Genomic DNA, 24225 nt, shown 5'->3' with positions numbered 1-24225 from the left:
TCTTGTCAAAAGTCACCAAAACCGTCTGCGCTGACGCGAGCCGGCGCGGCTGCGCCGCGCCGGTTCCCTGCGCTTCTCGGTCGCCCAGGCACGCTGCCCCAACTCGCTGGCGCTCAGACACGGGGCAGCTCTTCGGCCTGGACGACCTGCGATGCTCGGCTCGCTTTAGGCGCACCAACGTCAAAGGCTGAAAGCACAGCCACAGCCACAGCCACAGCGACAACGGCAACGGCAACGGCAACGGCAACGGCATTACGGCGAACGTGGTCGAACGCAGGCCGATTCCGCGAGGCGGTGAAGCCTGCTTCGTGCAAGCCGAGGTGGCCGGCCTGCGCCGGCCGCCTCGTCGGAGCCTCAGCGCGCGGGCGCCTTCGCGCCGGGCGTCTTGACCGGATCAGCCGGCGCCGACGGCAGGCTCACCGGCGCCGCGGCGATCGCCTTGTTCAGTTCCTCGATCGCGCGGTCGAGCTGCGGATCGCGGCCGGCGAGCTGGGCGCCGACGTCCTCGGGCACCGTGATGTCGGGCTCCACGCCTTCGCCCTCGATCACGTACTGGCCCTCGGTGCTGGCGCTGGCGAACTGCGGCACGCTGACCTGGCCGCCGTCGATCAGCGGGCCCCAGTCGCTGATGCCGACCACGCCGCCCCAGGTGCGCTCGCCGATCAGCGGCCCGAGCTTGGCGCGCTTGAACATGTACGAGAAGATGTCGCCGTCCGAGGCCGTCGTGCCGTTGCACAGCGCGGCGAGGTGGCCCAGGAAGGTCTGCTGCGGATAGGTTTCGGTGACGTCGAAGCCGCGCCCGTAGCCGAGGCCGAGCGGCTTGCGCGCGAGCCGCTCGATGATCATCGCCGAGACATTGCCGCCGCCGTTGTCGCGCACGTCCACGACCAGGCCCTGCTTGCGCAGCTGCGGGTAGAACGCCTTGATGAACTCGCGGATGCCGTCCGGCCCCATGTCGGGGATGTGCAGATAACCGAGCTTGCCGCCGCTGGTGCGATCGACGTAGTCGCGGTTGTGCCGCGTCCAGGCGTAGTAGTTGAGTTCCATCTCGTTGCCGATCGGCTTGACCAGCACGGTGCGCGCGCCGGCATCGGCCGGGCGCGCGTTGAGCGTCAGCTGCACCAGCTGGCCCGGTGCGGTGCGCAGCAGCCGGTACGGGTTGTCGGTGGCGGTCAGCGGCTGGCCGTTGATCGCCAGCACGTAGTCGCCGACGCGCGCGTCGACGCCGACCTCGGTCAGCGGCGAGCGGTAGCGTTCCTCGTCGTTGCTGCCTTCGAGGATCTTCGCGATCCGGTAGCGGCCGCTCGCCGCGTCGAGCTCGAAACGCGCGCCGATCAGGCCGACGTTCGGCCGCGGCGGCAGCCGGAAGTCGCCGCCGCTGACGTAGGCGTGACCGACGTTGAGCTCGGCGACCATCTGGCCGAGCAGATAGTTGAGATCGCTGCGGTCGCCGACCCAGGCCAGCATCGGCTGGTACTTGGCGCGGATCGCGCTCCAGTCGTAGCCGTGCATGTTGCGCACGTAGAAGTGGTCGCGGTAGCGCCGCCAGACCTCGTCGAAGATCGCGGCGTACTCGGCTTTCGGGTCGACGCGCGCGTAGAGGCCGTCCAGTCCCACGTCCTTGGGCTCGGGCTTGCCGGCCGACAGGTCGATCAGCTTGTAGGCCTGGCCGCTCTGCACCAGCACGCTGGAAGAGGCCGGCGCGAACGCGAGGCCGTCGACGTCCTCGTACACGTCCTGCGACTTGCGCTCGTCGAAGACGTAGGCCTTGAGCTTGCTCTTGTAGGCGCCTTCGCGGCCGTAGTAGAAGCCGTCGCCGGTGACGTAGTAGAGCGCCTTGCCGGTCAGGCCGATCCAGCCGATGTTGTCCGGGTCGATCGGCGCGCGGATCAGGCGGCGGTCCAGGCCGTCGAAATCGATGCGGTCGTCGACGGCCGGCTTGCCGTCCTTCTTGGCCGCCTCGTCCTTCTTGTCGCCCTTGTCGTCGTCGGCCTGGTCGGCGCGGTCGTTCTTCGGCGCGAACGGATTGGCCGCGTCCTTGCGCAGCGCCAGCGCGAAGATGCCGGCGCTGCGGTTGGCCGCGTAGTTCCACTCGATGCCGGAAATCTGCGGCGTCCACTCGCGATCGCCGATGAAATACAGGTACTGGCCGTCCGGCGAGAACGCCGGCCCGTAGGCGCTGGCCTCGGCGCCGCCGATCGGCATGCCGCGCGAAGCGGCGAAGTCGTGCACGAACAATCGGCGCACCTGGCTCTGCGCGTCGGACAGCGTGTAGGCCAGGTAGTGCCCGCCTGGCGACCAGGCGTAGTCGCGGCGCGAGATGCCCGGATCGTCGGCGATCACCGGCGCCGGACCGCCGCCGCTGGCGGCGACCACGCGCAGACGGCTCTCGCTGTCGACGAAGGCGATCCGCGCGCCGTCCGGCGACCAGCGCGGCGCGTACAGCCGCCCGTAGGATTCCTGGGTCAGCTTCAGCGCGCCGCTGCCGTCGGCGTTGCGGACCCAGATCGCCTCCTCGCCGTCCTGGTCCGAGACGTAGGCCAGCCGCTTGCCGTCGGCCGACCAGGCGGCCTCGCGCTCGTGCCGGCCGGGCGTGTGCGTGAGGTTCAGCGTGACGCCGTCCTTGACCGGGACGCTGAAGATCTCGCCGCGCGCGGTGAACAAGGCGCGCTTGCCGTTTTCGCTGAGCGTGAAGTCCTCGATGCGGTCCTTGACGCTGCGCTCCTCGGCGCGGGCGTGCACGAGGTCGCTCGGCACGTTGATCGCGAGCGCGCGGTCTTGGTCGCTGCGCGTGTCGTAGACGTGCAGCGTGCCGTCCACCTCGTAGGCGATCAGGCCGCCGCTGCCGCCGCTGGCCCAGCGCGCGTCGACGCCCTGGTACCGGGTCAGCTGGCGCGTCTCCCGGCTCGGCACGTCGTAGCGGTAGAGATTCATGTAGCCGCTGCGGTCGGCCAGGAAATAGATCGCCTCGCCGATCCAGACCGGATCGCGGTCGGTGTTGGTGTCTTCGGTGATGTTGACCGCGGTCTTGCCGGCGAAGTCGTAGACGAACAGGTCCTGCGCCCAGCCGCCGACGTAGCGGTTCCAGGTGCGGAAGTCGCGGAACTTCGGCGAGTAGACGATGCGCGTGCCGTCCGGTGAATAGCGGCCGACGCCGGCGCTCGGCATCGGCAGCGCGGTCGGCAGGCCGCCGCCGGCCGGCACCGTGTAGAGCTGCGGGTGCGAGGTGTTGATCGAGTCGCGCCAGGAGCGGAACAGCACCGACTGGCCGTCCGGCGTCCAGCCGTAGACCTGGTGGTCGAAGCCCCAGCGCTGCGGCAGCGGGCCGATCGTCGGGTAGTAGGTCAGCTGGACCGGCTCGCCGCCGGCCGCGTCGACCACGTAGACCTGGTCGTCGCCGCCGTACTGGCCGGTGAAGGCGATGCGCGAGCAGTCCGGCGAGTAGCGCGCGGACTGCTCGAGTCCGGGCGATGCGGTCAGGCGCACCGCGCTGCCGCCCTGCGTCGAGACCGTCCACAGATCGCCGGCGTAGGTGAACACCACGCGCTCGCCGCAGACGTCCGGGAAGCGCAGCAGCCGGGTCGGTTCGGCCGCGTAGGAAGGGCTGGCGGCGAGGCCGGCGAGGATCAGCGACAGCAGGCGAAGCGATGACATGGCCGTTCCGGTGCTTGGGGAACGTCATCGATACCCCTGCCGCCGTGCCGCGGCCAGCCCCGGAAGTCATGGCGCCGGTGCCGCGCCGGCGCACGATGCGTACAATGCGGCCATGCGAAAACCGCCCGTCGTCCTCGCCCGCCGTCCCGTCGAGAGCAGCCGCTTCCTGCGCGCCGAACAGCTCGATCTGGAGTTCTCCAACGGCGAGCGGCGCACCTTCGAGCGTCTGCGCGGCGGCGGCCTCGGCGCCGTGATCATCGTGCCGATGCAGGACGCGGACACCGTGCTGCTGGTGCGCGAATACGCCGCCGGCCTGGACCGCTACGAGATCGGCGTGCCCAAGGGCCGGCTCGATCAGGACGAGACCGTCGAGCAGGGCGCCGACCGCGAGCTCAAGGAGGAGATCGGCTTCGGTGCGCGCGACCTGCACATCCTGACCACGCTGTCGCTGTCGCCCTCGTACATGACCGCGATGACCCACGTCGTCCTCGCGCGCGACCTCTACCCCGAGCGTCTGCCCGGCGACGAGCCCGAGCCGCTCGACGTCGTGCCGTGGAAGCTCTCCGAGCTGCACGAGCTGATCGCGCATCCGGAGGTCAGCGACGGCCGCTCGATCGCCGCGCTGTTCATCGCGCGCGAGTACCTGGCCGGGCGCTATCGGCCGTGTCCGTGAATCTGGAGGCACTGACCGGCGCGGTCCGCGCGCTGGCCGACCGTGCGGCGGCGGCGATCCTCGAGGTCTACCGCGGCGATTTCGCGGTCCGCCACAAGGACGACCACACGCCGCTGACCGCGGCCGACCTGGCTGCGCATCGCATCATCGTGGCCGGCCTGCAGGCGCTGACGCCGGACTGGCCGGTGCTGTCGGAGGAGGCCGCCGAGATTCCGTGGCAGCAGCGCCGCGACTGGGGCTGCTACTGGCTGGTCGACCCGCTCGACGGCACGCGCGAGTTCGTCAAGCGCAATGACGAGTTCACCGTCAACATCGCGCTGATCGAGGCCGGCCGGCCGATCCTCGGCGTGATCCAGGTGCCGGTCGGCGGCGAAACCGGTTATGCCTGGCGCGGCGGCGGTGCCTGGCTTGCGACCGGCGCCGGCACGCCGCGGCGGATCGCGACGCGCCGGCCGGCATCGCCGCTGATCGTCGCCGGCAGCCGCTCGCACGCCAGCGAGCGCATGGCGGCGATGCTGGCGCGGCTCGGCGAGGTCGACCTGATCCCGCTCGGCTCGTCGCTGAAGTTCCTGCGCGTGGCCGACGGCAGCGCCGATCTGTACGTGCGGCTCGGCCCCACGTCCGAATGGGATACCGCGGCCGGCCAGATCCTGCTCGAGGAGGCCGGCGGCGCGCTGACCGCGTTCGATGGCCGGCCCTTCACCTACAACGCGCGGCCGACCCTGCTCAACGGCGACTTCATCGCCTGCGGCGATCGTTCGGTCGACTGGCCGCGCCGCCTGCTCGAGGATGCCGCCCGATGACGTTCCGCCCGCGCCCGATGCGATCGACCGACGACCTGCTCGCGATCATGGCGCGCCTGCGCGATCCGGACGGCGGCTGTCCCTGGGATCTGCAACAGGACTTCGCGACGATCGCGCCGTACACGATCGAGGAGGCCTACGAGGTCGCCGACGCGATCGACCGCGCCGACTTCGACGACCTGCGCGGCGAGCTCGGCGACCTGCTGCTGCAGGTGGTGTTCCATGCGCGCATGGCCGAGGAGGCCGGGCACTTCGCGTTCGGCGACGTCGTCGAGGCGATCTGCGAGAAGATGATCAGCCGCCATCCGCACGTCTTCGCGGCCGCCGAGGCCGACGACGCGCAAGCCGTCGCCGACAGCTGGGAGGCGATCAAGCGCCGCGAGCGCGCGGCCGCCGGCGATGCCGACACCAGCGCGCTGGCCGGCATCGCGCGCGGCCTTCCGGAGTGGCAGCGCGCCGCCAAGCTGCAGAAGCGCGCCGCGGCCACCGGCTTCGAATGGCCCGGACTCGCGCCGGTGCTCGACAAGCTCGCCGAGGAACTGGCCGAGGTCCGCGCCGAGGTCGATGCGCAGTCCGGCCCGGAGCGGCTGACCGACGAGATCGGCGACGTGCTGTTCGTCTGCGTCAACCTCGCGCGCCACGCCGGCGTCGACGTCTCCACCGCGCTGCGCCGCGCCAACGCCAAGTTCGAGCGGCGCTTCCGCCGCATGGAGGCGCTCGCCGCCGAAGCCGGCGGCAGCCTGGCGGGCCTGCCGCTGGACGCGCAGGAGCGGCTCTGGGACCGCGCCAAGGCCGAAGAGCGCGGGTAGCGCGATGGAATCGATCGCGGTCGTGCTGGCGATGCTGCTGGCGGTGGTCGCCAGCGGCCTGCTGGTGCGCATGGTGCCGGTGCCGATCCCGCTGCCGCTGCTGCAGATCGCGCTCGGTGCGGCGATCGCCCTGGTCGCCCACCGCGGCGTGACGCTGGACCCGGAGATCTTCTTCCTGCTGTTCCTGCCGCCGCTGCTGTTCCTGGACGGCTGGCGGATCCCGAAGGAGGGCCTGTTCCGCGACAAGGGCACGATCCTCGAGCTTGCGCTCGGCCTGGTCGTGTTCACGGTCGTCGGCATGGGCCTGCTGATCCACGCGATGATCCCGGCGATGCCGTTGGCGGTCGCGTTCGCGCTGGCCGCGATCGTCTCGCCGACCGATCCGGTCGCGGTCTCGGCGATCGCCGCGCGCGTGCCGATCCCCAAGCGCATCATGCACGTGCTCGAAGGCGAGTCGCTGCTCAACGACGCCTCGGGCCTGGTCTGCTTCCGCTTCGCGGTCGCCGCGGCGCTGACCGGCAGCTTCTCGCTGCCGGCGGCGGCGCTGACGTTCCTGTGGCTGGCGATCGGCGGCATCGCGATCGGCGTCGGCGTCACGCTGGCGGTGACCCATGCCAAGAACGCGCTGAGCCGCCGCTACGGCGAGGAGGCCGGCTCGCAGATCCTGGTCAGCCTGCTGATCCCGTTCGGCGCGTACCTGCTGGCCGAACACGCCGGCTGCTCGGGCATCCTCGCGGCGGTCGCGGCCGGCGTGACGATGAGCTACGCCGAGCTGAGCGGCCGCGCGCTCGCGGCCACGCGCATGCAGCGCACCGCGGTCTGGGACACCGTGCAGTTCGCGCTGAACGGCGTGATCTTCGTGCTGCTCGGCGAGCAGCTGCCGCGGATCTTCTCCGGCGCGGTCGCCTCGGTGCAGGAAGCCGGACACCACTCGCCGTGGTGGCTGGTCGTCTACGTGCTGGCGATCAACGTCGGCCTGGCGCTGCTGCGCTTCTTCTGGGTCTGGCTGTCGCTGAAGTTCACGCTGTTCCGCGCGACGCGGCGTGGCGAGGCCGTGCGCCGGCCGGGCTGGCGCCTGATCCTGGCGATGTCGCTGGCCGGCGTGCGCGGCGCGATCACGCTGGCCGGTGTGCTGACGCTGCCGCTGGCGCTCGACGACGGCTCGCCGTTTCCGGCGCGGGATCTGGCGATCTTCCTGGCGACTGCGGTGATCATCCTGTCGCTGCTGGTCGCCAGCATCGGCCTGCCGTGGCTGTTGCGCGACCTGGAGCTGCCGGCCGAGCCCGAGCACGAGGCCGACGAGGACCGTGCGCGCGTCGTCGCTTCGCAGGCGGCGATCCACGCGGTCGAGGAGACCGGCCACCGGCTCGCGCAGGGCCAGGCCGATGCCGACCTGCACGCCGACGCCTCGGCGCGCGTGATGGACCTGTACCGCCGCCGCATCGACGGCCAGGCGCCGACCGGCGAGGCGGCCGGGCGGATCCGCAAGAGCGACGCGATCGAGCGCGAGCTGCGCCTGGCCGGCCTGCGTGCCGAGCGCGATGCGGTCTACCGGCTCGCGCGCGAGCGTGCCTTGTCCGACGAGAGTGCGCGCAAGCTGGTGCGCGAGATCGACCTGCTCGAGGAGCGCTATCGCTGAGCGAGCGTGACCGCGTGCGCGCGGCGCGCTCGCCGGAGCGCCTGTGCCGCATCGCGGTGCGCCCAACCGCCCGGCGCCCGGATGCGGAAGGTCCGGCCTGCATCGGCGCCCGAACCCAGGGCGCACGACCCATGGCCGCAGCCCCGCCGCCGCGGTGCCGCCGGCGAGGCAGCCGGCGATTCTCGCGGCCGCTGTAAACCCTGGCGCGCCCCGCGGTATCCAAGGCCGTATTGTCCCCGTCGAGGAGTGATCCGATGCGTCTCCTGCTTCCGCTGCTGCTGGCTGCCGCCTCGTCGAGTGCGCTGGCCGATTCGTGCGCGTTCAGCGCCACGCGCAACGTCGAGGTCGACGCCGCCGGCCTCAAGACCGCGCTGTTCCGGCTCGGGTCCAACGATCTGGAGCTCGAGGGCGTGCCGGGGCTGGCCCGCATCGAAGTGCGCGGCCGCGCCTGCGCGTCCGATCAGGCCTCGCTCGATGGCCTCAGCGTGTCGCAGGCGCGCGCCGGCGACCGCCTGACGATCGGCGTCGAGGATGCCGCGCGGCCGGGCGGCTGGTTCGGCTCGCGCTACGCCTATATCGACCTGACCGCGCGCGTGCCGGCCGAGCTGCTGGCCGAGATCGTCGCCGGCTCCGGCGACGCCGACGTGCGCCGCGTCGCCGCGCTGACGTTCACGTCCGGCTCGGGCGATCTCGAAGCGCACGAGGTGGCTGGCCAGGTCGGCGTCGAAGTCGGCTCCGGCGACGTCGAGCTCGACACGATCGGCGCGCTGACGCTGCACTCGGCCGGTTCCGGCGACGTGCGCGCCAAGCGCGTGCGCGGCGGCGTCGAGGTCGGCCGCGTCGGTTCGGGCGATCTGACGTTCGAGGACGTGACCGGCGACGTGCGCATCGAGCGCGTCGGTTCCGGCGACGTCGAGGTGCGCGGCATCGGCGGCAGCGTCTCGGTCGGCGCGATCGGTTCGGGCGACGTGATCGCGCGCGGCGTCCGCGGCGATCTGACGGTAGAGTCGCAGCGCAGCGGATCGGTCCAGCACAGCGACGTCTCCGGCCGCGTCAGCATTCCCGAGAGCCGCTGACCGGTCCGCCGTCCGGCGTCGGCCACCTCCGCGGACGCATGAAGCCGGCGGCCACGTGCCGTCGGCTTTCGTCGCCTCGTCTCAGTCCTCGGTCTTGTGCGGCCAGCGGCACAGGTCGCGGATCACGCAGCGCGGGCAGTCGGGCTTGCGCGCCTTGCAGACGTAGCGGCCGTGCAGGATCAGCCAGTGATGCGCGTCCTGACGGAACTCGGCCGGCACCACCTTGATCAGCTTGTCCTCGACGGCGCGCACGTCCTTGCCGGGCGCCAGGCCGGTACGGTTGGCGACGCGGAAGATGTGGGTGTCGACCGCGATCGTCGGCTCGCCGAACGCCGTGTTGAGCACCACGTTGGCGGTCTTGCGGCCGACGCCCGGCAGCGCCTCGAGCGCTTCGCGCGAGCGCGGCACCTCGCCGCCGTAGCGGTCGACCAGAATCGCGCAGGTCGCGATGATGTTCTTGGCCTTGGCGTTGTAGAGCCCGATCGTCGCGATGTAGCGCTTGAGGCCGTCCTCGCCGAGATCGAGGATCGCCTGCGGCGTGGCGGCGACCGGGTAGAGCCGCCGCGTCGCCTTGTTGACGCCGACGTCGGTGGCCTGCGCCGAGAGGATCACCGCGATCAGCAGTTCGAACGGCGTGCGGTATTCCAGCTCGGTGGTCGGATGCGGATCGAGTTCGCGCAGGCGGCTGAACAGCTCGACGACGTCGGCGCGCTTCACGTGCCGCCTCCGTTGCGCCGCGCGCGGCCGCGCGCGATCGCATCGAGCACCGCGCTGCGCGTGATCGGCGGCAAAGTCGGTGCGGTGGGTGCGGATGCCGCTTCGGCCGGCGCCTCGGCCTGCGCCGGTCCGCGGCGGCGCCGCTCGGCGGCGTCACGCTCGCGCGCGAGCCGCGCATTGCGCGCCTCGTAGCGCATCCGCGCGTGCGCGGCTCGCGCCAGCACCTCGCCGCGCGTCAGCGGCTGTGGCACGGCCGCGACCAGATCGATGCAGTCGACCGGACACGGCGGCAGGCACAGCTCGCAGCCGGTGCATTCGGCCGTGATGACCGTGTGCATGCGTTTTGACGCACCGACGATCGCATCGACCGGACAGGCCTGGATGCACTTGGTGCAGCCGATGCAGACCGCCTCGTCGATCAGCGCCAGCAGCGGCGGCGCTTCGCGGCCGTAGTGCGGATCGAGCGGCAGCACCGGCCGTCCGGTCAGCGCAGCGAGTGCATGTACGCCGTCCTCGCCGCCGGGCGGACATTGATTGATCGCCGCTTCGCCGCGCGCGACGGCCTCGGCATACGGCCGGCAGGCCGGATAGCCGCAACGCGTGCACTGCGTCTGTGGCAGGGCGGCGTCGATGCGCTCGGCGAGCGATGGGTCGAGGGCGGTCATCGCTCAGGCGCCGGCCGCTTCGGCGGCTTCGCGCAGGCGCGCGAAGACGATCCTTCCGCGCCGATACTCCGCCGTCCAGTCGACGCAGCGCATCGCCGGCGCGGCGCTCAGCGCACCGTGGCGCCGGGGACGGCGCCGCTGTCGACGTCGAGCAGGAACAGGTCACTGCCGCCGCTGCCGGCCGACAGGATCATGCCCTCGGACACGCCGAAGCGCATCTTGCGCGGCGCCAGGTTGGCGACGAAGACGACATGACGGCCGACCAGGGCTTCCGGATCGCCGTAGGCGGCGCGGATGCCCGAGAAGATCTGGCGCTCGCCGAGCTCGCCGGCGTCGAGGCGGAAGCGCAGCAGCTTGTCGGACCCTTCCACGAAGCCGCACTCGAGCACCTTGCCGATGCGCAGATCGACGCGCGCGAAATCCTCGATGCCGATCGTCGCCGGTGCGGCGGCGTCGCTGGCGGCTGCGGTGGACGAGGCCGCGGGCGACGCCTGCGGCTCGGTCTTCGCTTTGGCCGGTGCGGCGGCGCCCTGCGTCGGTGCCAGCGATTCGGTCGACGCGGCGACCATCGCCTGCACCTGCTTGGGATCGACGCGCGTCAGCAGCGGCGCGTACGGCTGCAGCAGATGGTCGCCGAGGTGGGCGGCGAGGTCGCCGAAGCCGGTGAATCCATCGGGCAGTCCCAGGAAGCGCTCGGCGTCGGCCGCGATGCGCGGCAGCACCGGCTTGAGCGCGCAGGCCAGCGCGCGGAACAGGTTCAGGCCGGCCGACAGCACGACGTGCAGCTCGTGCCGGCGCGCCGGATCCTTGGCCAGCGCCCACGGCGCGGCTTCGGCGATGTACTCGTTGGCGCGGTCGGCCACCTGCATGATCGCGGCGAGCGCCTTGTTGAACTCGTCGCGGTCGTACAGCGCGACCGCACGGCGCAGCTGGTCGGTCGCCCAGGCCAGGGCCTCGATCGCTTTCAGCTCGTGGCTTTGCGGCGGCTGCGGTGCACCGGGCGCGGCGTTCCAGAACGGCGCGATCAGCCGGTTCTCGAAATGCGTCTCGAGCAGCTTCGCGCAGCGGCTGGCGATGTTGACGAACTTGCCGACCAGGTCGGCGTTGACGCGCTGCACGAAGTCCTCGAGGTTGAGGTCGATGTCGACCACGCCGCCGGAGGACTTGACCGCCAGGTAGTAGCGCAACGCATCCGGATCCAGCCCGCTGTCCAGATAGGTGCGCGCCTGGATGAAGGTACCGCGCGACTTGGACATCTTCGCGCCGTTGACGGTCAGGTAGCCGTTGACGTGCAGCGCGGTCGGCACGCGCAGCGAGGCGCCGTGCAGCATCGCCGGCCAGAACAGGCCGTGGAAGTTGACGATGTCCTTGCCGATGAAATGATGCAGCTCGGTCGCGCCGTCGGGCTGCAGCCAGTCCTCGAACGACAGCCCGGCGCGCGCGCAGTAGGCCTTGAAGCTGGCCAGATAGCCGATCGGCGCGTCGAGCCAGACGTAGAAGTACTTGCCGGGCGCGTCGGGAATCGGAAAGCCGAAGTACGGCTCGTCGCGCGAGATGTCCCAGTCGCGCAGGCCGCCGTCGGCGTCGAGCCACTCGCGCAGCTTGGCGATCACGCCCGGGTGCGCGACCGGCGTGCCGCCGCTCAGCGCGCCGCCGAGCCATTCGCGCAGGAAGGTCTCGAACTTCGGCAGCTCGAAGAAATAGTGCTCGGACTCGCGCAGCACCGGCGTCGCGCCGGACATCACCGAGCGCGGATGGCGCAGGTCGGTCGGCGCGTAGGTGGCGCCGCAATGCTCGCAGTTGTCGCCGTACTGGTCGGGCGTGCCGCAATTGGGGCATTCGCCCTGGATGTAGCGGTCCGGCAGGAACATGCCCTTGACCGGATCGTACAGCTGCTCGATCGCGCGGCTGGCGATGTAGCCGCCGTTGCGCAGACGGCCGTAGATCGCCTCGGCCAGCTCGCGGTTCTCGGCGCTGTGCGTGGAGTGGTAGTGGTCGAACGCGACGCCGAAATCGGCGAAGTCGCGCTCGTGCGAGGCCTGGATCGGCCGGATGAAGTCCTCCGGCGCCAGGCCCGCCTTCTCGGCGGCCAGCATGATCGGCGTGCCGTGCGCGTCGTCGGCGCAGACGTAGTGGGCGACGTGCCCGGCCATGCGCTGCGCGCGCACCCAGATGTCGCCCTGGACGTAGCCGACCAGGTGACCGAGGTGCAGGTGGCCGTTGGCGTAGGGCAGGGCGGCGGTGACGAGGAGCTGACGACTCATGCGGATGCGATGCCGGGCGGGCCGTCGATTATGTCACGGCGGGCCCGCCGCTCCGGCGCCGCGCGGGGCGCTTCGCTACAATCGGCGTTTCCGCTTCGAGCCGCCGCCCGATGAACGCCGCCACTGCCGATACCGTCAAGACGCTGCTGTCCACGATCGTCGATCCGCACGATGGGCGCGATCTGATCGCCTCGGGTGCGCTGCGCGGCGTCGGCGTCGACGGCGATCGCGTCTCGGTCGACCTGCAGCTGGCCTATCCGGCGGCGAGCTGGCATGCCGAGCTGGCCGACCGCGTGCGCGCGCGCCTGCTCGCCGATCCGGCGATCGCCGCGGCGACGGTCGGCATCGGCACGCGCGTGCACGCGCATCAGGTGCAGGAAGGCCTCAAGCCGCTGTCCGGCGTCAAGAACGTCATCGCGGTCGCGTCCGGCAAGGGCGGCGTCGGCAAGTCGACCGTGGCGGCCAATCTCGCGCTCGCGCTGAAGGCCGAGGGCGCCGCGGTCGGCATCCTCGATGCGGACATCTACGGCCCGAGCCAGCCGCGCATGATGGGCGTCTCCGGCCGCCCCGACTCGCCCGACGGCAAGACGATCGAGCCGCCGCTCGGACACGGCGTGCCGACGATGTCGATCGGCCTGCTGGTCGACGAGGAGACGCCGATGATCTGGCGCGGACCGATGGTGACCCAGGCCCTGCAGCAGCTGCTCGGCGATACGCGCTGGGGCGAGCTGGACTACCTGATCGTCGACCTGCCGCCCGGCACCGGCGACATCCAGCTGACCTTGAGCCAGCGCGTGCCGGTGGCCGGCGTGGTGATCGTGACCACGCCGCAGGACATCGCCCTGCTCGACGCGCGCAAGGCGCTGAAGATGTTCGACAAGGTCAAGGTGCCGGTGCTCGGCATCGTCGAGAACATGGCCACCCACGTGTGCTCGGCCTGCGGCCACGAGGAGCACGTGTTCGGCGACGGCGGCGGCGCGCGCATGGCCGAGCAGTACGGCATACCGCTGCTCGGCAGCCTGCCGCTGGACATCCGCATCCGCGAGCAGGCCGACGGCGGCACGCCGACGGTCGCGGCGATGCCGGACTCGGACCTCGCCGCGCGCTATCGCGCGATCGCGCGCAACGCCGCCGCGCAGCTGTCGCTGCGGCCGCGCAACAAGTCGATCGCGTTCCCGAAGATCGTCGTGCAGAACGGCTGAGGCGGCCGCTCAGGCACCGGTCGCGACCGGCCGCGAGCGGTCGGCGATCCAGCCGCTCCACGACGGCGCGAACAGGCGCGAGCCGGGCAGGCCGGCATGCGTCATCGCCAGCACGTTGTGGCAGGCGGTCACGCCCGATCCGCACATGTGGACCACCTCGTGCGGCGCACGGCCGCCGGTCAGCGCGGCGAACTCGGCCGCCAGCACGGACGGCGGCTTGAAACGGCCGGCCGCGTCGAGATTCTCGGTGTACGGGCGATTGCGCGCGCCGGGCACGTGGCCGGCGACCGGGTCGATCGGCTCGACCTCGCCGCGGTAGCGCGGCGCCGCGCGCGCGTCGAGCAGCACGACCGCGCCAGCGCCGAGCGCCGCGGCCAGTGCATCGGCATCCAGGTGCAGCGCGGGATCGAAGTCGACCTCGACCGAGCTCGGGCTGCGCGGCGGCGCGGCGCCCGATTCGAGCGGCAGGCCGGCCGCGCGCCAGGCGCCGAAGCCGCCGTCGAGCACGGCGACGTCGGCACTGCCGGCCGCGCGCAGCAGCCACCAGGCGCGGGCGGCCGCGAGTGCGCCGGCGGCATCGTCGTAGACCACGACCGGCAGGTCCGGCCGCCAGCCCCAGCGCGACAGCAGCGCCGAGAACGCCGCCCGCGTCGGCAGCGGATGGCGGCCGAGGTTCGCGCGCGACAGGTCCGACAGGTCGCGCTCCAGATCGGCATGGACCGCGCTCGGGACGTGCGCGGCGGCATGCGCGGCCGGGCCTTTGGCCGGATCGGCCAGATCGGCGCGGGCGTCGACCACCAGCACCGGTCCTGCGGCGAGGCGTTCGGCGAGCGTAGGCGGATCGACGATCACGGCGGTCATGGCGCAGCCTCCAGGCGGCGGATCAGGTTCAGGATGATCGCGGCGGTCGCGCCCCAGACGCGATGGCCCTCGTAGTGGAACTCGTGGATATGGCGGCGCTCGCCGCGCCACTGGATCTCGGTCGCCTGCAGCCGGCCCGGTGCGCGCACGTAGTCGAACGGCACCTCGAACACCGCGCTGACCTCGGCCGGATCGGGCGCCAGCTCGAAGCCGGGCTCGACCCAGCCGACGACCGGCGAGACGCAGAAGCCCGAGACCGTGTCGAAGGCGTCGAGATAGCCGAGCGGATCGACGAAGCGCGCGTCGATGCCGGTTTCCTCGAAGGTCTCGCGCAGCGCCGCGCCGACTGCGTCGGCATCGGCGCGCTCGACGCGCCCGCCCGGGAAGCTGACCTGGCCGGCATGCGTACGCAGCGTGTCGGTGCGCCGCGTCAGCAGCAGCGTGAGGCCGTCGTGGCGGTGGACCAGCGGCACCAGCACCGCGGCCGCGCTGGTCGGCGCGGCATCGTCGCCGAGGCGGCGTGCCGGCAGGCACGGCGGCGTGTCGAGCGGATGCAGCACGCGGCGCAGCCGGTCGGCGTCGAGCAGCGTCGAAACGCGCGGTGCCGCGCTCACGGGGCAGCCTTGCGGCGCGCGGGCAGCACCACGTCGATCAGCCGGCGGCGTTCCTCCGGCGACATCGACAGCCAGCCGGCGATCTCGGCGCCGGTACGCAGGCAGCCCAGGCAGCGCCCGGCGGCGTCGAGCCGGCATACGCCGGTGCACGGGCTGGGGATCGTTGCGACAGGTCGGATCGGCGGCGCGGAGGACATCGGGGCGAACGGGGAGCGATGCGTCATTCTAGTCCGGCATTCGCGTCCGCCGGAAACGCGAACGCCGCGGCAGGGCCGCGGCGTCCGGACAGGCGCGTGACGATGCCTTACTTGACGTCGACGATCTTGATTTCCCAGATCACGACGAGGTTGTTGGTGTTCTGGTCCGGCGGCAGGAACACGCGCCAGTAGTCGCCGACCTTCATGCGCTGCACGACCTCGGCGAGGTTGCCGTTGCCCGAGACCTGGGTCAGCTCGGCGGTCTTCAGCGACGGCGGCGGGCCGGCGAACGTGCTGCGCAGCTCCTGGCCGTCGGTCTTGGAGATGCGGAAGTGCATCGTGACCTCGGCATTGGCGGTGACCTGCTTGCCCGAGCCCTCGTCGATGACCTGGTACTGCACGCCCGACGGCAGCGCGAGGATGCCCTTCTTGCTGCGGTTGGAGGCCATGAACGCGTCGCTGGTGCGCTTGTTGGCGGCCAGCTCCTGCTCGGCCTCGCCCTTCTTCTTCTCGGCGTACTTCTCCATCGCGGTGCGCAGCTGGTCTTCCGGCACGGCCGTGGCGCGGCCGGCGAAGCCGTCCTGCAGCGCCTTGACGACGGTGTTGATGTCCAGATCCGTGCCCGACTGCGCCTTCATCTTGGCGCCGAGGTCGTAGCCGACCGCGTACGAGACCTTGCCCTTGTCGGTCGAGGTGTCCTGCGCGAAAGCGGCGCCCGCCACGACCAAGCCCGCCAACGCGAGCGACCAACCGAACTTCATGCCTGCCTCCGGAAATGGGGGTGAACGCCCGGACCGATGCGACCGAGCGGTGCGTAAAAGCGGTCCAGTGTACCCGACTACGGGACCCGCTCCAATGCGGAAGGTTCCGCGCGCGGCCGGGCCGCCGGACGCCCCTGCTATGATCCGCGCCCTTCCTGAACATCCCGCTAGGAGAGAGGCACGATGGGCTTTGGCAACCTGCTGACCGCCGATCGCGACGGCGTGCGCACGATCACCGTCAACCGGCCCGACAAGCTGAACGCGCTCGACCGGCAGACCATCGCCGAGCTGCAGATCGCATTCGACCAGGCGCGCCACGACGATGCCGTGCGCGTGGTCGTGCTGACCGGCGCCGGCGAGAAGGCCTTCGTCGCCGGTGCCGACATCGCCGAATTCTCGTCGCTGACGCCGCTGCAGGCGGTGAGCTTCGCGCAGGCCGGCCAGCGCATGACCTGCAGCATCGAGCGGCTCGGCAAGCCGGTGATCGCACGCCTCGGCGGCTACGCGCTCGGCGGCGGGCTGGAACTGGCGATGGCCTGTCACCTGCGCATCGCCTCGACGCGCGCGCGCATCGGCCAGCCGGAGATCAATCTCGGCCTGATCCCGGGCTTCGGCGGCACCCAGCGCCTGGCGCGGCTGGCCGGCCGCGCGGCCGCGCTGGAGCTGTGCCTGCTCGGCGCGCCGATCGATGCGGCGCGTGCGCTCGCGCTGGGTGTGGTCAACCGCGTGGTCGAGCCCGAAGCGCTCGATGCCGAAGTCGAGGCGACCGCCGCCCAGCTCGCGGCTGCCGCGCCGCACGCGCTGGCCGGCATCCTCGACACCGTGCTCGCCGCCGGCGATCTCGGCAGCGACGACGGTCTGGCCTACGAGGCCAAAGCCTTCGGCCTGTGCTTCTCGACCGCCGATGCACGCGAGGGCACCGCGGCCTTCCTCGAGCGCCGCAAGCCCCGTTTCACCGGCGGCTGACCGGGGCGGGCCCGGCAGCACCGGGGCCGCCGCCGGCGGTGACCGGCGACGGCGCCAGCGAGGCGCCCAGGTCGAGCGTGGCCCGGGTTCCGCGGCCGAGCCGCGAATCGAGCCGCAGCGTCCAGCCGAGGTGGTCGCAGATGCGCGCGATCAGCGCCAGACCGATGCCGCCGCCGTCGCGATGGTCGCCGCGCGCGAGGCGCGTATGGATCGCGCTGATCTCCTCGGGCGACATGCCGTGGCCGGGATCGTCGATCGTGACCACGCCGCGTGCGCTCAGGCCGATCGCGATCGTGCCGCGGTCGCTGTTCTCGATCGCATTGCGCAGCAGGTTGCCGATCGCCGCCTGCACGATGTGCAGCGGCGCGACCAGCACGCAGGTCGGCAGCGGCGCCAGCGTCAGTTCCAGATCCTTGTCGCGGCACAGGTGGCGGTGGTCGGCGACGATGACCGGCAGCAGCTGGTCGAGCGCGATGCGGTCGCTGATCTCGGCCAGGCGCGCCGGATCCTTGGCCAGCACCAGCAGCAGGCCGATCAGCCGCTCGACGTCGCGCGCGGTGCCGTGGATGCGCGCCAGCTGGCCGCGCACCGTCGGCGGCAGGTCGGCCGTGGCTGCGGCGATCTCGGCGGCGCCGGCGATCACCGCGACCGGGGTGCGCAGCTCGTGGCTGGCACTGTCGACGAAGGCGCGCTCGCGCGCGACGAACTGCTCGTTGCGCGCGAGGTAGTCGTTCAGCGCATCGGCGATCACGACCAGTTCGGCAGAGGCGCCGGGCGGCAGCTGCAGGCGCTGACCGGTTTCCTGCGGCTGCAGGCGCGCGATGCGCCCGGCCAGCGCGCTGAGCGGATGGGTCAGCGATCCCACGCCCCAGGCGACCAGGCCGGCCATCACCGCGACCATCGCCAGCGCCGAGGCCAGCAGCGCCCAGCCGAGGTCGTATTCGCGGCGTTCCAGATCGCCGATGTCGAGCGCCAGCACCAGGCGCTGGCCGTCGACGTCGCGGACCAGGATCACCCGTTCGCGGCCGTCGAGCACGAACTCGTCGTGCACGCCCGGCGGCAGCGTGTCCAGCGGCGGCGGCACCGGCACGCCGGGCGGGAAGGTCAGCAGCTCCAGCGTGCGCGTATCGGGCCAGCGGTAGTCCGGATCGAGCGCGCGGCGACTCAGGAAGTGGTCCATCTCGGCGCGCAGCAGCGATTCCCAGACCAGGTGCTCGGCATTCTCGTTGACGTAGAAGCCGTGCACGGCGACGCCGATCGACAGCAGCGCTGCATAGGCGATCAGGCCCAGCGTGATGCGGCGGCGCAGTCCCCAGCGCACGCTCATCGTCGGTTTCCGCTCGGACCGGGCATGGCGCCGATCATAGCGGCCCGGATGCCGGCCGGTCAGGGCGCCGCAGCAGCCGCGAGCGCCGGCCGCCGGCAGCCGGCGAACAGATCGAGCCGGGCGTCGTAGACCGACGTGGACACCTCGAGCAGTCCGAGCACGCTGTGGAACAGGTTGTCGTGGCTGGCCGGCTGGTGCGCGCGCTCGCGCAGGCAGGCCAGATCGAGGCCGCCCTGCGCGAGCCAGGCCGGCGACAGCCAGGCGATCATCGGCACATGCGTCTGCGTCCGCGGTGCGATCGCGTACGGCACGCCGTGCAGGTACAGGCCGTTCTCGCCGAGCGACTCGCCGTGGTCGGACACGTAGATCAGCGCGCTCGCCCGGTCCGGACGCGCCGCCAGCACGCCGATCGCGCGCGCCAGCACGTGGTCGGTGTAGAGCAGCGCGTTGTCGTAGGCGTTGACGATCGCCTCGCGGCTGCAGTGGCCGAGCTCGGCGTCGCGGCAGGCCGGCGTGTAGCGTTCGAATCCGGCCGGATAGCGGCGGTAGTAGCTGGGCCCGTGATTGCCGATCGGGTGCAGCACCAGAACCTGATCGCCGGGCCCGTCGAGGCGGTGCTCCAGGCCCTGCAGCAGCACCTCGTCATGGCAGCCCTCGGCGTCGCAGAACGCCGGATCGTCGGCGTGTTCGTAGGACTCGAACGGCAGGCCGTCGCAGACGCCCTTGCAGCCGGTCTGGTTGTCGCGCCAGAGCGTTGCGATGCCGGCATGATCGAGCACGTGCAGCAGCGACTCGGAATGCCTGATGCGGTCCTTGTCGTAGTCGCGGCGTCCGTACGGCGAGAACATGCACGGCAGCGACACCTCGGTGCTCGTCCCGCATGAGGTGACCTCGCCGAAATTGATCGGCGCGATCCGCGCCAGCTCGGGCGTGGTCTGCCGCGCATAGCCGCCGAGCCCCCAGTTCTGCGCGCGCGCGGTCTCGCCGACGACGATCACCAGCAGCCGCGGCTCGCGCTTCGCCGCCGCGACCACGCGCGCGTCGGTGCCGACCGGCTCGCGGCTGCGGTTCTTGGCGGCACCGTCCTCGGCGAGCACGCGCGCCAGCGAGACCAGATAGTTGCCGGGCGTCGCCAGATGGCGGATCTCGCGGTGGTTGCGCAGCAGCGCGGCCACGTCCTGGAACGAGACCAGCGCGGCCACCGCCAGCAGCGCCGGCGCCGCGATCAGGACCGCGGCGCGGATCAGCAGCGCGCGGCCAGGCGGCCGGCGGCGGATGCGCACGCGCCAGAGCGCCAGCGCCGGCAGTACGCCGAACGTCAGCACGCTGGCGAGCATGCCCGGTGCGATCAGCTCGCGCGATTCCTTGGCATCGGTATGCAGGATCGTGCGGACCATGTCCGGGTCCAGATAGACCGTGTAGGTGCGCATGTAGTACGCCGCCATCGCACTGACGATCAGCAGCACGGCCAGCACCGGCTTGGCGGCGCGGCCGCCGCTGAGCAGGCACAGCAGCAGCCAGTTGGCGGCCGTCAGCATCACGAACAGGCTGATCACGGTGATCGCGGCCGCGCCGCCGAGGCTGCCGCTGGCCTCCACCGCGCTCCAGAACGCGCCGTTGCAAGCCAGCGCCAGGTAGGCCGCGACCAGCAGCGCCAGCGTCTCGCTGCCGAGCTGCGGACGCGTCCAGTCCGTGCCGGCCCGGTGGCCGGGCACGGCGCCTTGGACGACCGCGCTCATCGCGCCTCCACCACGGGCGGCGCGTCGCGGCGCCGCGCCGGGTCCAGGGTGAGCGCGTAGCCGGCCAGCGCGACCAGCCAGCAGATCGCCAGCGTCCACAGATCGTGCGAGAGGAAGTGCGCGCCGCGCAGCTGCTGGGCGACGCCGAATGCCAGACCCAGGCCGAGTCCGGCGGCGAGACCGGCCCGGCGCCAGCGCGGCCGCGTCGCGTGCGCGAAGAAGTAGGTCGCGACCCAGGCGTAGCCGGCGCTGGCATGGCCGGCCGGAAAGCACACGCCGCGCGGCACGCCGCCCGGCCGCGCCGCGAACAGGCCGAGCCAGGGCCGCTCGCCGCCGTAGCGCAGCAGATCCCACGGGCAGTCGACGTCGGACCAGGACTTGATCCACGACACCAGCAGCGTCGCGACCAGCGTCGTCAGCGTCAGGTAGGCCAGCGGCCGCCGCCACGGCGACAGCCGCGGCCGGATCGTCGCGGTCAGCCAGGCCGCCGCGACCGCCAGCCACAGCGCGGTGGTCGCGTGCTTGCCGGCGTCGTGCAGCACGGCCGCGGTCAGCGGGTGCGACTTCAGCGTCCAGGCATGGCCTTCCCAGGCGTAGAGCCGGTCGGCCAGCCAGCGGTCGCCGCCGAACGTCCACAACACGACGCTCGCCGCGGCGAGGGCGAGCAGCGGCCGGACCAGCATGCGCCGGTAGAACGCCCGATCGAGCGCTGGCGCGGGCCCCGCATCCGGGGCAAGCGGGGTCGCTGGGTGGTCGGCTGGGGGCATGGCGCGAAACGGCGGTCGGCGCGCCATCGGCGGCGCGGCGGCATGTTCGGCGCGGCGGCGTCGGAATATGGTCGGAGCGATGTTGCCGGAGCGTGAACGCGGCGTGCCACAATCGGCCCGCTCCGACCGCGTTCCGACACGGGCATGGCGACGCTGTCGGGACGCGCGGCGGATGGTCCGCCCGATGTCGCGAGGAGTCCGCCGCCGATGCGCGTACTGGTCGTGGAAGACAACCGCAGCCTGGTCGCCAATCTCTTCGAGTATTTCGAGGCGCGCGGCCACACCCTCGATGCCGCGCCGGACGGCCCGACCGGTTTCCATCTGGCGACCACGCAGACCTACGACGCGATCGTGCTCGACTGGATGCTGCCGCGTCTGGACGGCCGCCAGGTGTTGCGCGCGCTGCGCGAGGAGCAGGGTCTGGACACGCCGGTGCTGATGCTGACCGCCCGCGACGAGCTGCCCGACAAGATCGCCGGTTTCCGCGCCGGTGCCGACGACTATCTGACCAAGCCGTTCGCGCTGCCGGAACTGGAGGTGCGGCTCGAGGCGCTGGTCGCGCGTGCGCACGGCCGCGGCCGCAGCCGCGTGCTGCAGATCGCCGATCTGCGGCTGGACCTGGCCACGCTCGAGGTCTCGCGCGGCGGCCGCGCGCTGCATCTGTATCCGGCCTGCCGCAAGCTGCTGGAAGTGCTGATGCAGGCCAGTCCGGCCGCGGTCACGCGCGAACGTCTCGAGCACGCGCTATGGGGCGACATGCCGCCGGACGGCGACATGCTGCGCTCGCACGTCTACGAGCTGCGCCGCAGCGTCGACGGGCCGTTCCCAGTCAAGCTGATCCACACGTTGCCGCGGGTCGGCTACCGGCTGGCGCGGCTGGAAGGCGACGAGCCGGCCGCGCCGGCCGGTCCGGCGTAACCGGTCCCGATGCGCTCAGCGCCGCGCCAGATCGTCGGGCAACGGTGCGGCCAGCGGCAGTTCCCAGGCATCGTCGGCGCCGCGGCTGCGCGCGAGTACGCGGATGCCGCTGCCTTCGCGATACTCGATCAGGCTGGTGAACACGAACGGCAGGTCGTCGAGGAGGATCTGGCCGCGCGCGAGGAAATAGCGGCTGTCGACGCCGAGCAGGCGCAGCGTCGAGGGATCGAGCGTGACGCCGGCTCCCTGCAGGAAGGTCTGGAACGCGGCCACGTCGGTCCAGCGCGCCTGGCCGTTACTCCAGGCGCGCTCGGCGACGCTCTGCGTGACCGTGTCGGCCAGCGCCATCAGCAGCGGTACGCTGGCGGTATTGACGTTGAGCCGGGTGCCGGCCGGCAGCGCGCAGACGTACGGCGCCAGGCGTGCATAGCTGTCGCTTCCGACGCCGCGCACCAGGCGCAGCTCGGAGGCATGTGCGAACGCGCGCCGCGCCGGCCGGTACGGCACCGGCTGGGCGAGGTAGGCGCCTTCGTCGCTGCCGGCGCCGCCGCCGAGCCAGTCGCTCAGCGCCTCGGCCAGCGCCGGATCGGCGCCGCGCACCAGCGCGAGCCGACGGAACACGCGCTGCCAGGCGGCGAGGTCGGGCCGGCCCGGCATCAGATTGTTGAGATTGAAGCAGCCGTTGAGATCGCGCAGGCGGCCGCTGATGACGCCGCCCGGCACCGGCTGCGCCGGCATCGGCGCGTTCCAGGCGCTGCCGTGATGGTCGACGCGCGGGCCTTCGCTGCGCGTGCGCAGCAGCACCTGGGCCGCGTAGGCTTCGAGGCCGCCGGCGTAGGCCTGCGCCTGTTCGCCGCGCAGCACGTTGCGCGCGCGCGCCAGCGCCAGCTCGCCGCGATCGAGCAGAGCGGCCAGCAGGATCACCGCCAGCGCGACGACGAGCAGCGCGACGATCAGCGCGACGCCGCGCGGTGCCGCCGCTACCGGCGCGCGACGCCCGATCACGGCGCCTCCGGCGCGTCGGCCGGGGCCGCGCCGGGCGCGAGCGGCGGCAGCGACGCCGGCAGCGCCAGCACGCGGCGCAGCTCGCCGAGGTCCGGCAGCGCGAGGCGCAGCTCGACCGCCTGCGGCAGCAGCGCCGGATCGGCGCCGTCCGGCGGCCAGTAGTCGCGCCAGGCGCCGTCGCCGCCGAGATAGCGCAGGCGCAGCGCGTCGACGTCGTGCAGGCGCGTGCGCGTGGCCGGCGCCGTGGTCGGCGCGCGGTCGAGCACCGCGTAGCGGCCCTGCTGCAGGCGGCGATCGTCCAGGCCCCAGACCACGCGCTCCAGATTGCTGCGCGCGAGCGCCAGCGGATTGGCGAAGCCCAGCCGCGTCAGCTCGACGTGATCGGGCGTGCCGACCAGGGCCGGGCGCAGCTCGCCGTAGTTGCCGCGCACCGGCCGTGCGATCGCCTGGCGCAGATCGCGCGCGAGGTCCGACACGCTGCGCACGACGGCGCCGAAGCGGTCCTGCTCGGCGGCGAGCGCGCCGCGCACCTGGACGATGCGGTCGAGCGCGCCGTAGGCGATCGCCGCCAGCGCCGCGAACACCGTCAGCGCGACGAGCAGCTCGACCAGCGTGAAGCCGGTCGCCGCGGCGCGCCGGCTCACGGCTGCGGCTCCTGCGCGGCGAAGCCGGTCAGCGTCGCCGACGCGGCGTCCGCGCCGTCGGCGAACACGGCGACGTCGAGGCGGCGGATCGCCGGGTCGGGCGTGGCCTGCACCTCGAGCGTCCAGCGCCAGTCGCGTGCGGCATAGCGCAGCCGGCCGTCGCGGCGGCCGGTCGGCGGCAGTGCCGTGGTCAGGCGCGTCTCGGTCAGCACGTCGGCGGCGATCCAGCCGGCCAGCGTGCGCTCGCGCAGCGCGTCGAACGCGGCCACCTCGAGCGCCGCGCCGCGCGTCAGCGCGAGCAGCGCGATCGCCACGATCGCCAGCGCGATCATGACCTCGAGCAGCGTGAAGCCGGCCTGCGCGCGCCTCATGTCGTTGCGCGCCTTCATGGTGACGCGACCGCCTCGACAGCGACGGTGCCGTCGCTCTCGCCGCGCACGCGCTGCGCCTCGCCGGCATCGCCGAGCCGCAGCACCAGATCGAACGGCGTCAGCTCGCCGGAGGCGAAGCAGACCAGCTGCGGGCGGTCGCCGGACGCGCTGCGCGCGAGCGGCCGGCCGTCGCGGCCGAGCTCGGCGCGCAGGCCCTCCGGCCAGACGCGCCGGCGCAGCTCGCCGGCGTCCGGCAGCGGCTGCCAGCCTTCGGGCTCGAAGCGGCTGAAGCCGTAGCCGCCGGCGAGCACGGCGACGCCGATATCGCGGCCGCTGAGCTCGGCCTGCGTGCAGGCATGCGCGACCAGGGCCGCGAAGCGCTCGGCCTCGCCGCGCAGGCGGCGCTCGGCCGAGCCGCCGACCGCCAGCGTGACCGCCAGCGCGAGCACGCCGACGATCACGATCACGACCAGCACTTCGATCAGCGTGAAGCCCGCCGCGCGCGAACGCGGCGCCCGATGACGGCCGCTGCGGAGCGCGCGCATCGCGCCGG

At 72.4% G+C, this 24225-nt stretch carries 21 protein-coding genes and 1 pseudogene; 8 read left to right on the top strand and 14 right to left on the bottom strand.

All coding sequences use genetic code 11. From position 1 onward, the window contains the following. Positions 1-354 precede the first annotated feature (354 nt). Positions 355-3654 carry a S41 family peptidase gene (locus tag VMR06_RS14280; RefSeq protein ID WP_325377439.1) on the bottom strand — a complete coding sequence of 1100 codons (3300 nt, stop codon included), beginning with the start codon at positions 3652-3654 and terminating at the stop codon, positions 355-357. Between the two features lie 112 nt (positions 3655-3766). On the opposite strand from VMR06_RS14280, the gene nudE reads away from it, so the two are divergent. The 5 genes from nudE (at position 3767) to VMR06_RS14255 (ending at position 8654) form a co-directional block, all read left to right on the top strand. Continuing rightward, a complete protein-coding gene (nudE, locus tag VMR06_RS14275; protein ID WP_325377436.1) occupies positions 3767-4327 on the top strand; it encodes an ADP compounds hydrolase NudE in 561 nt (186 codons plus the stop codon). Further along, positions 4324-5130 (top strand): 3'(2'),5'-bisphosphate nucleotidase CysQ, encoded by an 807-nt coding sequence (gene cysQ / locus VMR06_RS14270; RefSeq protein WP_325377434.1) that lies wholly within the window; start codon positions 4324-4326, stop codon positions 5128-5130. The genes nudE and cysQ overlap by 4 nt, the downstream gene beginning before the upstream one ends. Then, positions 5127-5939, top strand: coding sequence for a nucleoside triphosphate pyrophosphohydrolase (gene mazG / locus VMR06_RS14265; protein WP_325377432.1), 813 nt, complete (start codon positions 5127-5129; stop codon positions 5937-5939). Before cysQ ends, mazG begins: the two co-directional genes overlap by 4 nt. Before the next feature lie 4 nt (positions 5940-5943). Continuing rightward, a complete protein-coding gene (locus VMR06_RS14260; RefSeq protein WP_325377430.1) occupies positions 5944-7578 on the top strand; it encodes a Na+/H+ antiporter in 1635 nt (544 codons plus the stop codon). Positions 7579-7832: 254 nt separating this feature from the next. Continuing rightward, complete coding sequence (locus VMR06_RS14255) at positions 7833-8654, top strand: GIN domain-containing protein (RefSeq protein WP_325377428.1); 822 nt, start codon at positions 7833-7835, stop codon at positions 8652-8654. Positions 8655-8735: 81 nt separating this feature from the next. Here VMR06_RS14255 and nth read toward each other — a convergent pair whose 3' ends face one another. From nth to metG, 3 genes are all read right to left on the bottom strand, one after another. Continuing rightward, a complete protein-coding gene (gene nth / locus VMR06_RS14250) occupies positions 8736-9371 on the bottom strand; it encodes an endonuclease III (protein ID WP_325377426.1) in 636 nt (211 codons plus the stop codon). Beyond that, a complete protein-coding gene (locus VMR06_RS14245; RefSeq protein ID WP_325377421.1) occupies positions 9368-10036 on the bottom strand; it encodes an RnfABCDGE type electron transport complex subunit B in 669 nt (222 codons plus the stop codon). The genes nth and VMR06_RS14245 overlap by 4 nt, the downstream gene beginning before the upstream one ends. A 107-nt stretch (positions 10037-10143) precedes the next feature. After that, a complete protein-coding gene (metG, locus tag VMR06_RS14240) occupies positions 10144-12300 on the bottom strand; it encodes a methionine--tRNA ligase (protein WP_325377419.1) in 2157 nt (718 codons plus the stop codon). Between the two features lie 110 nt (positions 12301-12410). On the opposite strand from metG, the gene apbC reads away from it, so the two are divergent. Next, positions 12411-13502, top strand: coding sequence for an iron-sulfur cluster carrier protein ApbC (gene apbC, locus VMR06_RS14235; protein WP_325377417.1), 1092 nt, complete (start codon positions 12411-12413; stop codon positions 13500-13502). A 9-nt stretch (positions 13503-13511) separates the two neighbouring features. On the opposite strand, the gene VMR06_RS14230 is transcribed toward apbC, so the two are convergent. From VMR06_RS14230 to VMR06_RS14220, 3 genes and pseudogenes are all read right to left on the bottom strand, one after another. Then, positions 13512-14363 carry a sulfurtransferase gene (locus tag VMR06_RS14230; protein WP_325377415.1) on the bottom strand — a complete coding sequence of 284 codons (852 nt, stop codon included), beginning with the start codon at positions 14361-14363 and terminating at the stop codon, positions 13512-13514. Beyond that, a pseudogene (locus VMR06_RS14225) lies at positions 14360-15174 on the bottom strand (CoA pyrophosphatase). The gene VMR06_RS14230 and the pseudogene VMR06_RS14225 overlap by 4 nt, the downstream one beginning before the upstream one ends. Before the next feature lie 107 nt (positions 15175-15281). Further along, on the bottom strand, positions 15282-15935 hold the full coding sequence (locus tag VMR06_RS14220; protein WP_325377413.1) for an FKBP-type peptidyl-prolyl cis-trans isomerase N-terminal domain-containing protein: 654 nt from the start codon (positions 15933-15935) through the stop codon (positions 15282-15284). Between the two features lie 183 nt (positions 15936-16118). Here VMR06_RS14220 and VMR06_RS14215 point away from each other — a divergent pair, with 183 nt between their 5' ends. Continuing rightward, positions 16119-16901 (top strand): enoyl-CoA hydratase-related protein, encoded by a 783-nt coding sequence (locus VMR06_RS14215; protein ID WP_325377411.1) that lies wholly within the window; start codon positions 16119-16121, stop codon positions 16899-16901. Here VMR06_RS14215 and VMR06_RS14210 read toward each other — a convergent pair. From VMR06_RS14210 to VMR06_RS14200, 3 genes are read right to left on the bottom strand one after another with little or no spacing between them, the layout of a single operon-like run. Beyond that, positions 16888-18228 (bottom strand): HAMP domain-containing sensor histidine kinase, encoded by a 1341-nt coding sequence (locus VMR06_RS14210; protein WP_325377409.1) that lies wholly within the window; start codon positions 18226-18228, stop codon positions 16888-16890. The genes VMR06_RS14215 and VMR06_RS14210 overlap by 14 nt on opposite strands. A 59-nt stretch (positions 18229-18287) precedes the next feature. Then, entirely contained in the window at positions 18288-19967 is a 1680-nt protein-coding gene (locus tag VMR06_RS14205; RefSeq protein WP_325377407.1) for a phosphoethanolamine--lipid A transferase, read from the bottom strand. After that, positions 19964-20734 carry a phosphatase PAP2 family protein gene (locus VMR06_RS14200; RefSeq protein WP_414648146.1) on the bottom strand — a complete coding sequence of 257 codons (771 nt, stop codon included), beginning with the start codon at positions 20732-20734 and terminating at the stop codon, positions 19964-19966. The genes VMR06_RS14205 and VMR06_RS14200 overlap by 4 nt, the downstream gene beginning before the upstream one ends. 207 nt (positions 20735-20941) lie before the next feature. Between VMR06_RS14200 and VMR06_RS14195 the strand changes: the two genes are divergently transcribed. Then, complete coding sequence (locus VMR06_RS14195) at positions 20942-21652, top strand: response regulator transcription factor (RefSeq protein WP_325377403.1); 711 nt, start codon at positions 20942-20944, stop codon at positions 21650-21652. 15 nt (positions 21653-21667) lie between these two features. On the opposite strand, the gene gspK is transcribed toward VMR06_RS14195, so the two are convergent. Genes gspK through gspH form a run of 4 tightly spaced genes read right to left on the bottom strand, consistent with a single transcriptional unit; the run spans position 21668 to position 24217 of the window. Further along, positions 21668-22657 (bottom strand): type II secretion system minor pseudopilin GspK, encoded by a 990-nt coding sequence (gspK, locus tag VMR06_RS14190; protein WP_325377401.1) that lies wholly within the window; start codon positions 22655-22657, stop codon positions 21668-21670. Continuing rightward, positions 22654-23301 carry a type II secretion system minor pseudopilin GspJ gene (gene gspJ / locus VMR06_RS14185; protein WP_325377399.1) on the bottom strand — a complete coding sequence of 216 codons (648 nt, stop codon included), beginning with the start codon at positions 23299-23301 and terminating at the stop codon, positions 22654-22656. Before gspJ ends, gspK begins: the two co-directional genes overlap by 4 nt. Further along, entirely contained in the window at positions 23298-23690 is a 393-nt protein-coding gene (gspI, locus tag VMR06_RS14180) for a type II secretion system minor pseudopilin GspI (RefSeq protein ID WP_325377397.1), read from the bottom strand. Before gspI ends, gspJ begins: the two co-directional genes overlap by 4 nt. After that, positions 23687-24217 (bottom strand): type II secretion system minor pseudopilin GspH, encoded by a 531-nt coding sequence (gspH, locus tag VMR06_RS14175; RefSeq protein ID WP_325377395.1) that lies wholly within the window; start codon positions 24215-24217, stop codon positions 23687-23689. The genes gspI and gspH overlap by 4 nt, the downstream gene beginning before the upstream one ends. Between the last annotated feature and the right edge of the window lie 8 nt (positions 24218-24225).

This window comes from Dokdonella sp. (assembly GCF_035511235.1).
GTDB lineage: Bacteria > Pseudomonadota > Gammaproteobacteria > Xanthomonadales > Rhodanobacteraceae > Dokdonella.
This window is presented reverse-complemented; position numbering and strand designations above follow the sequence as displayed.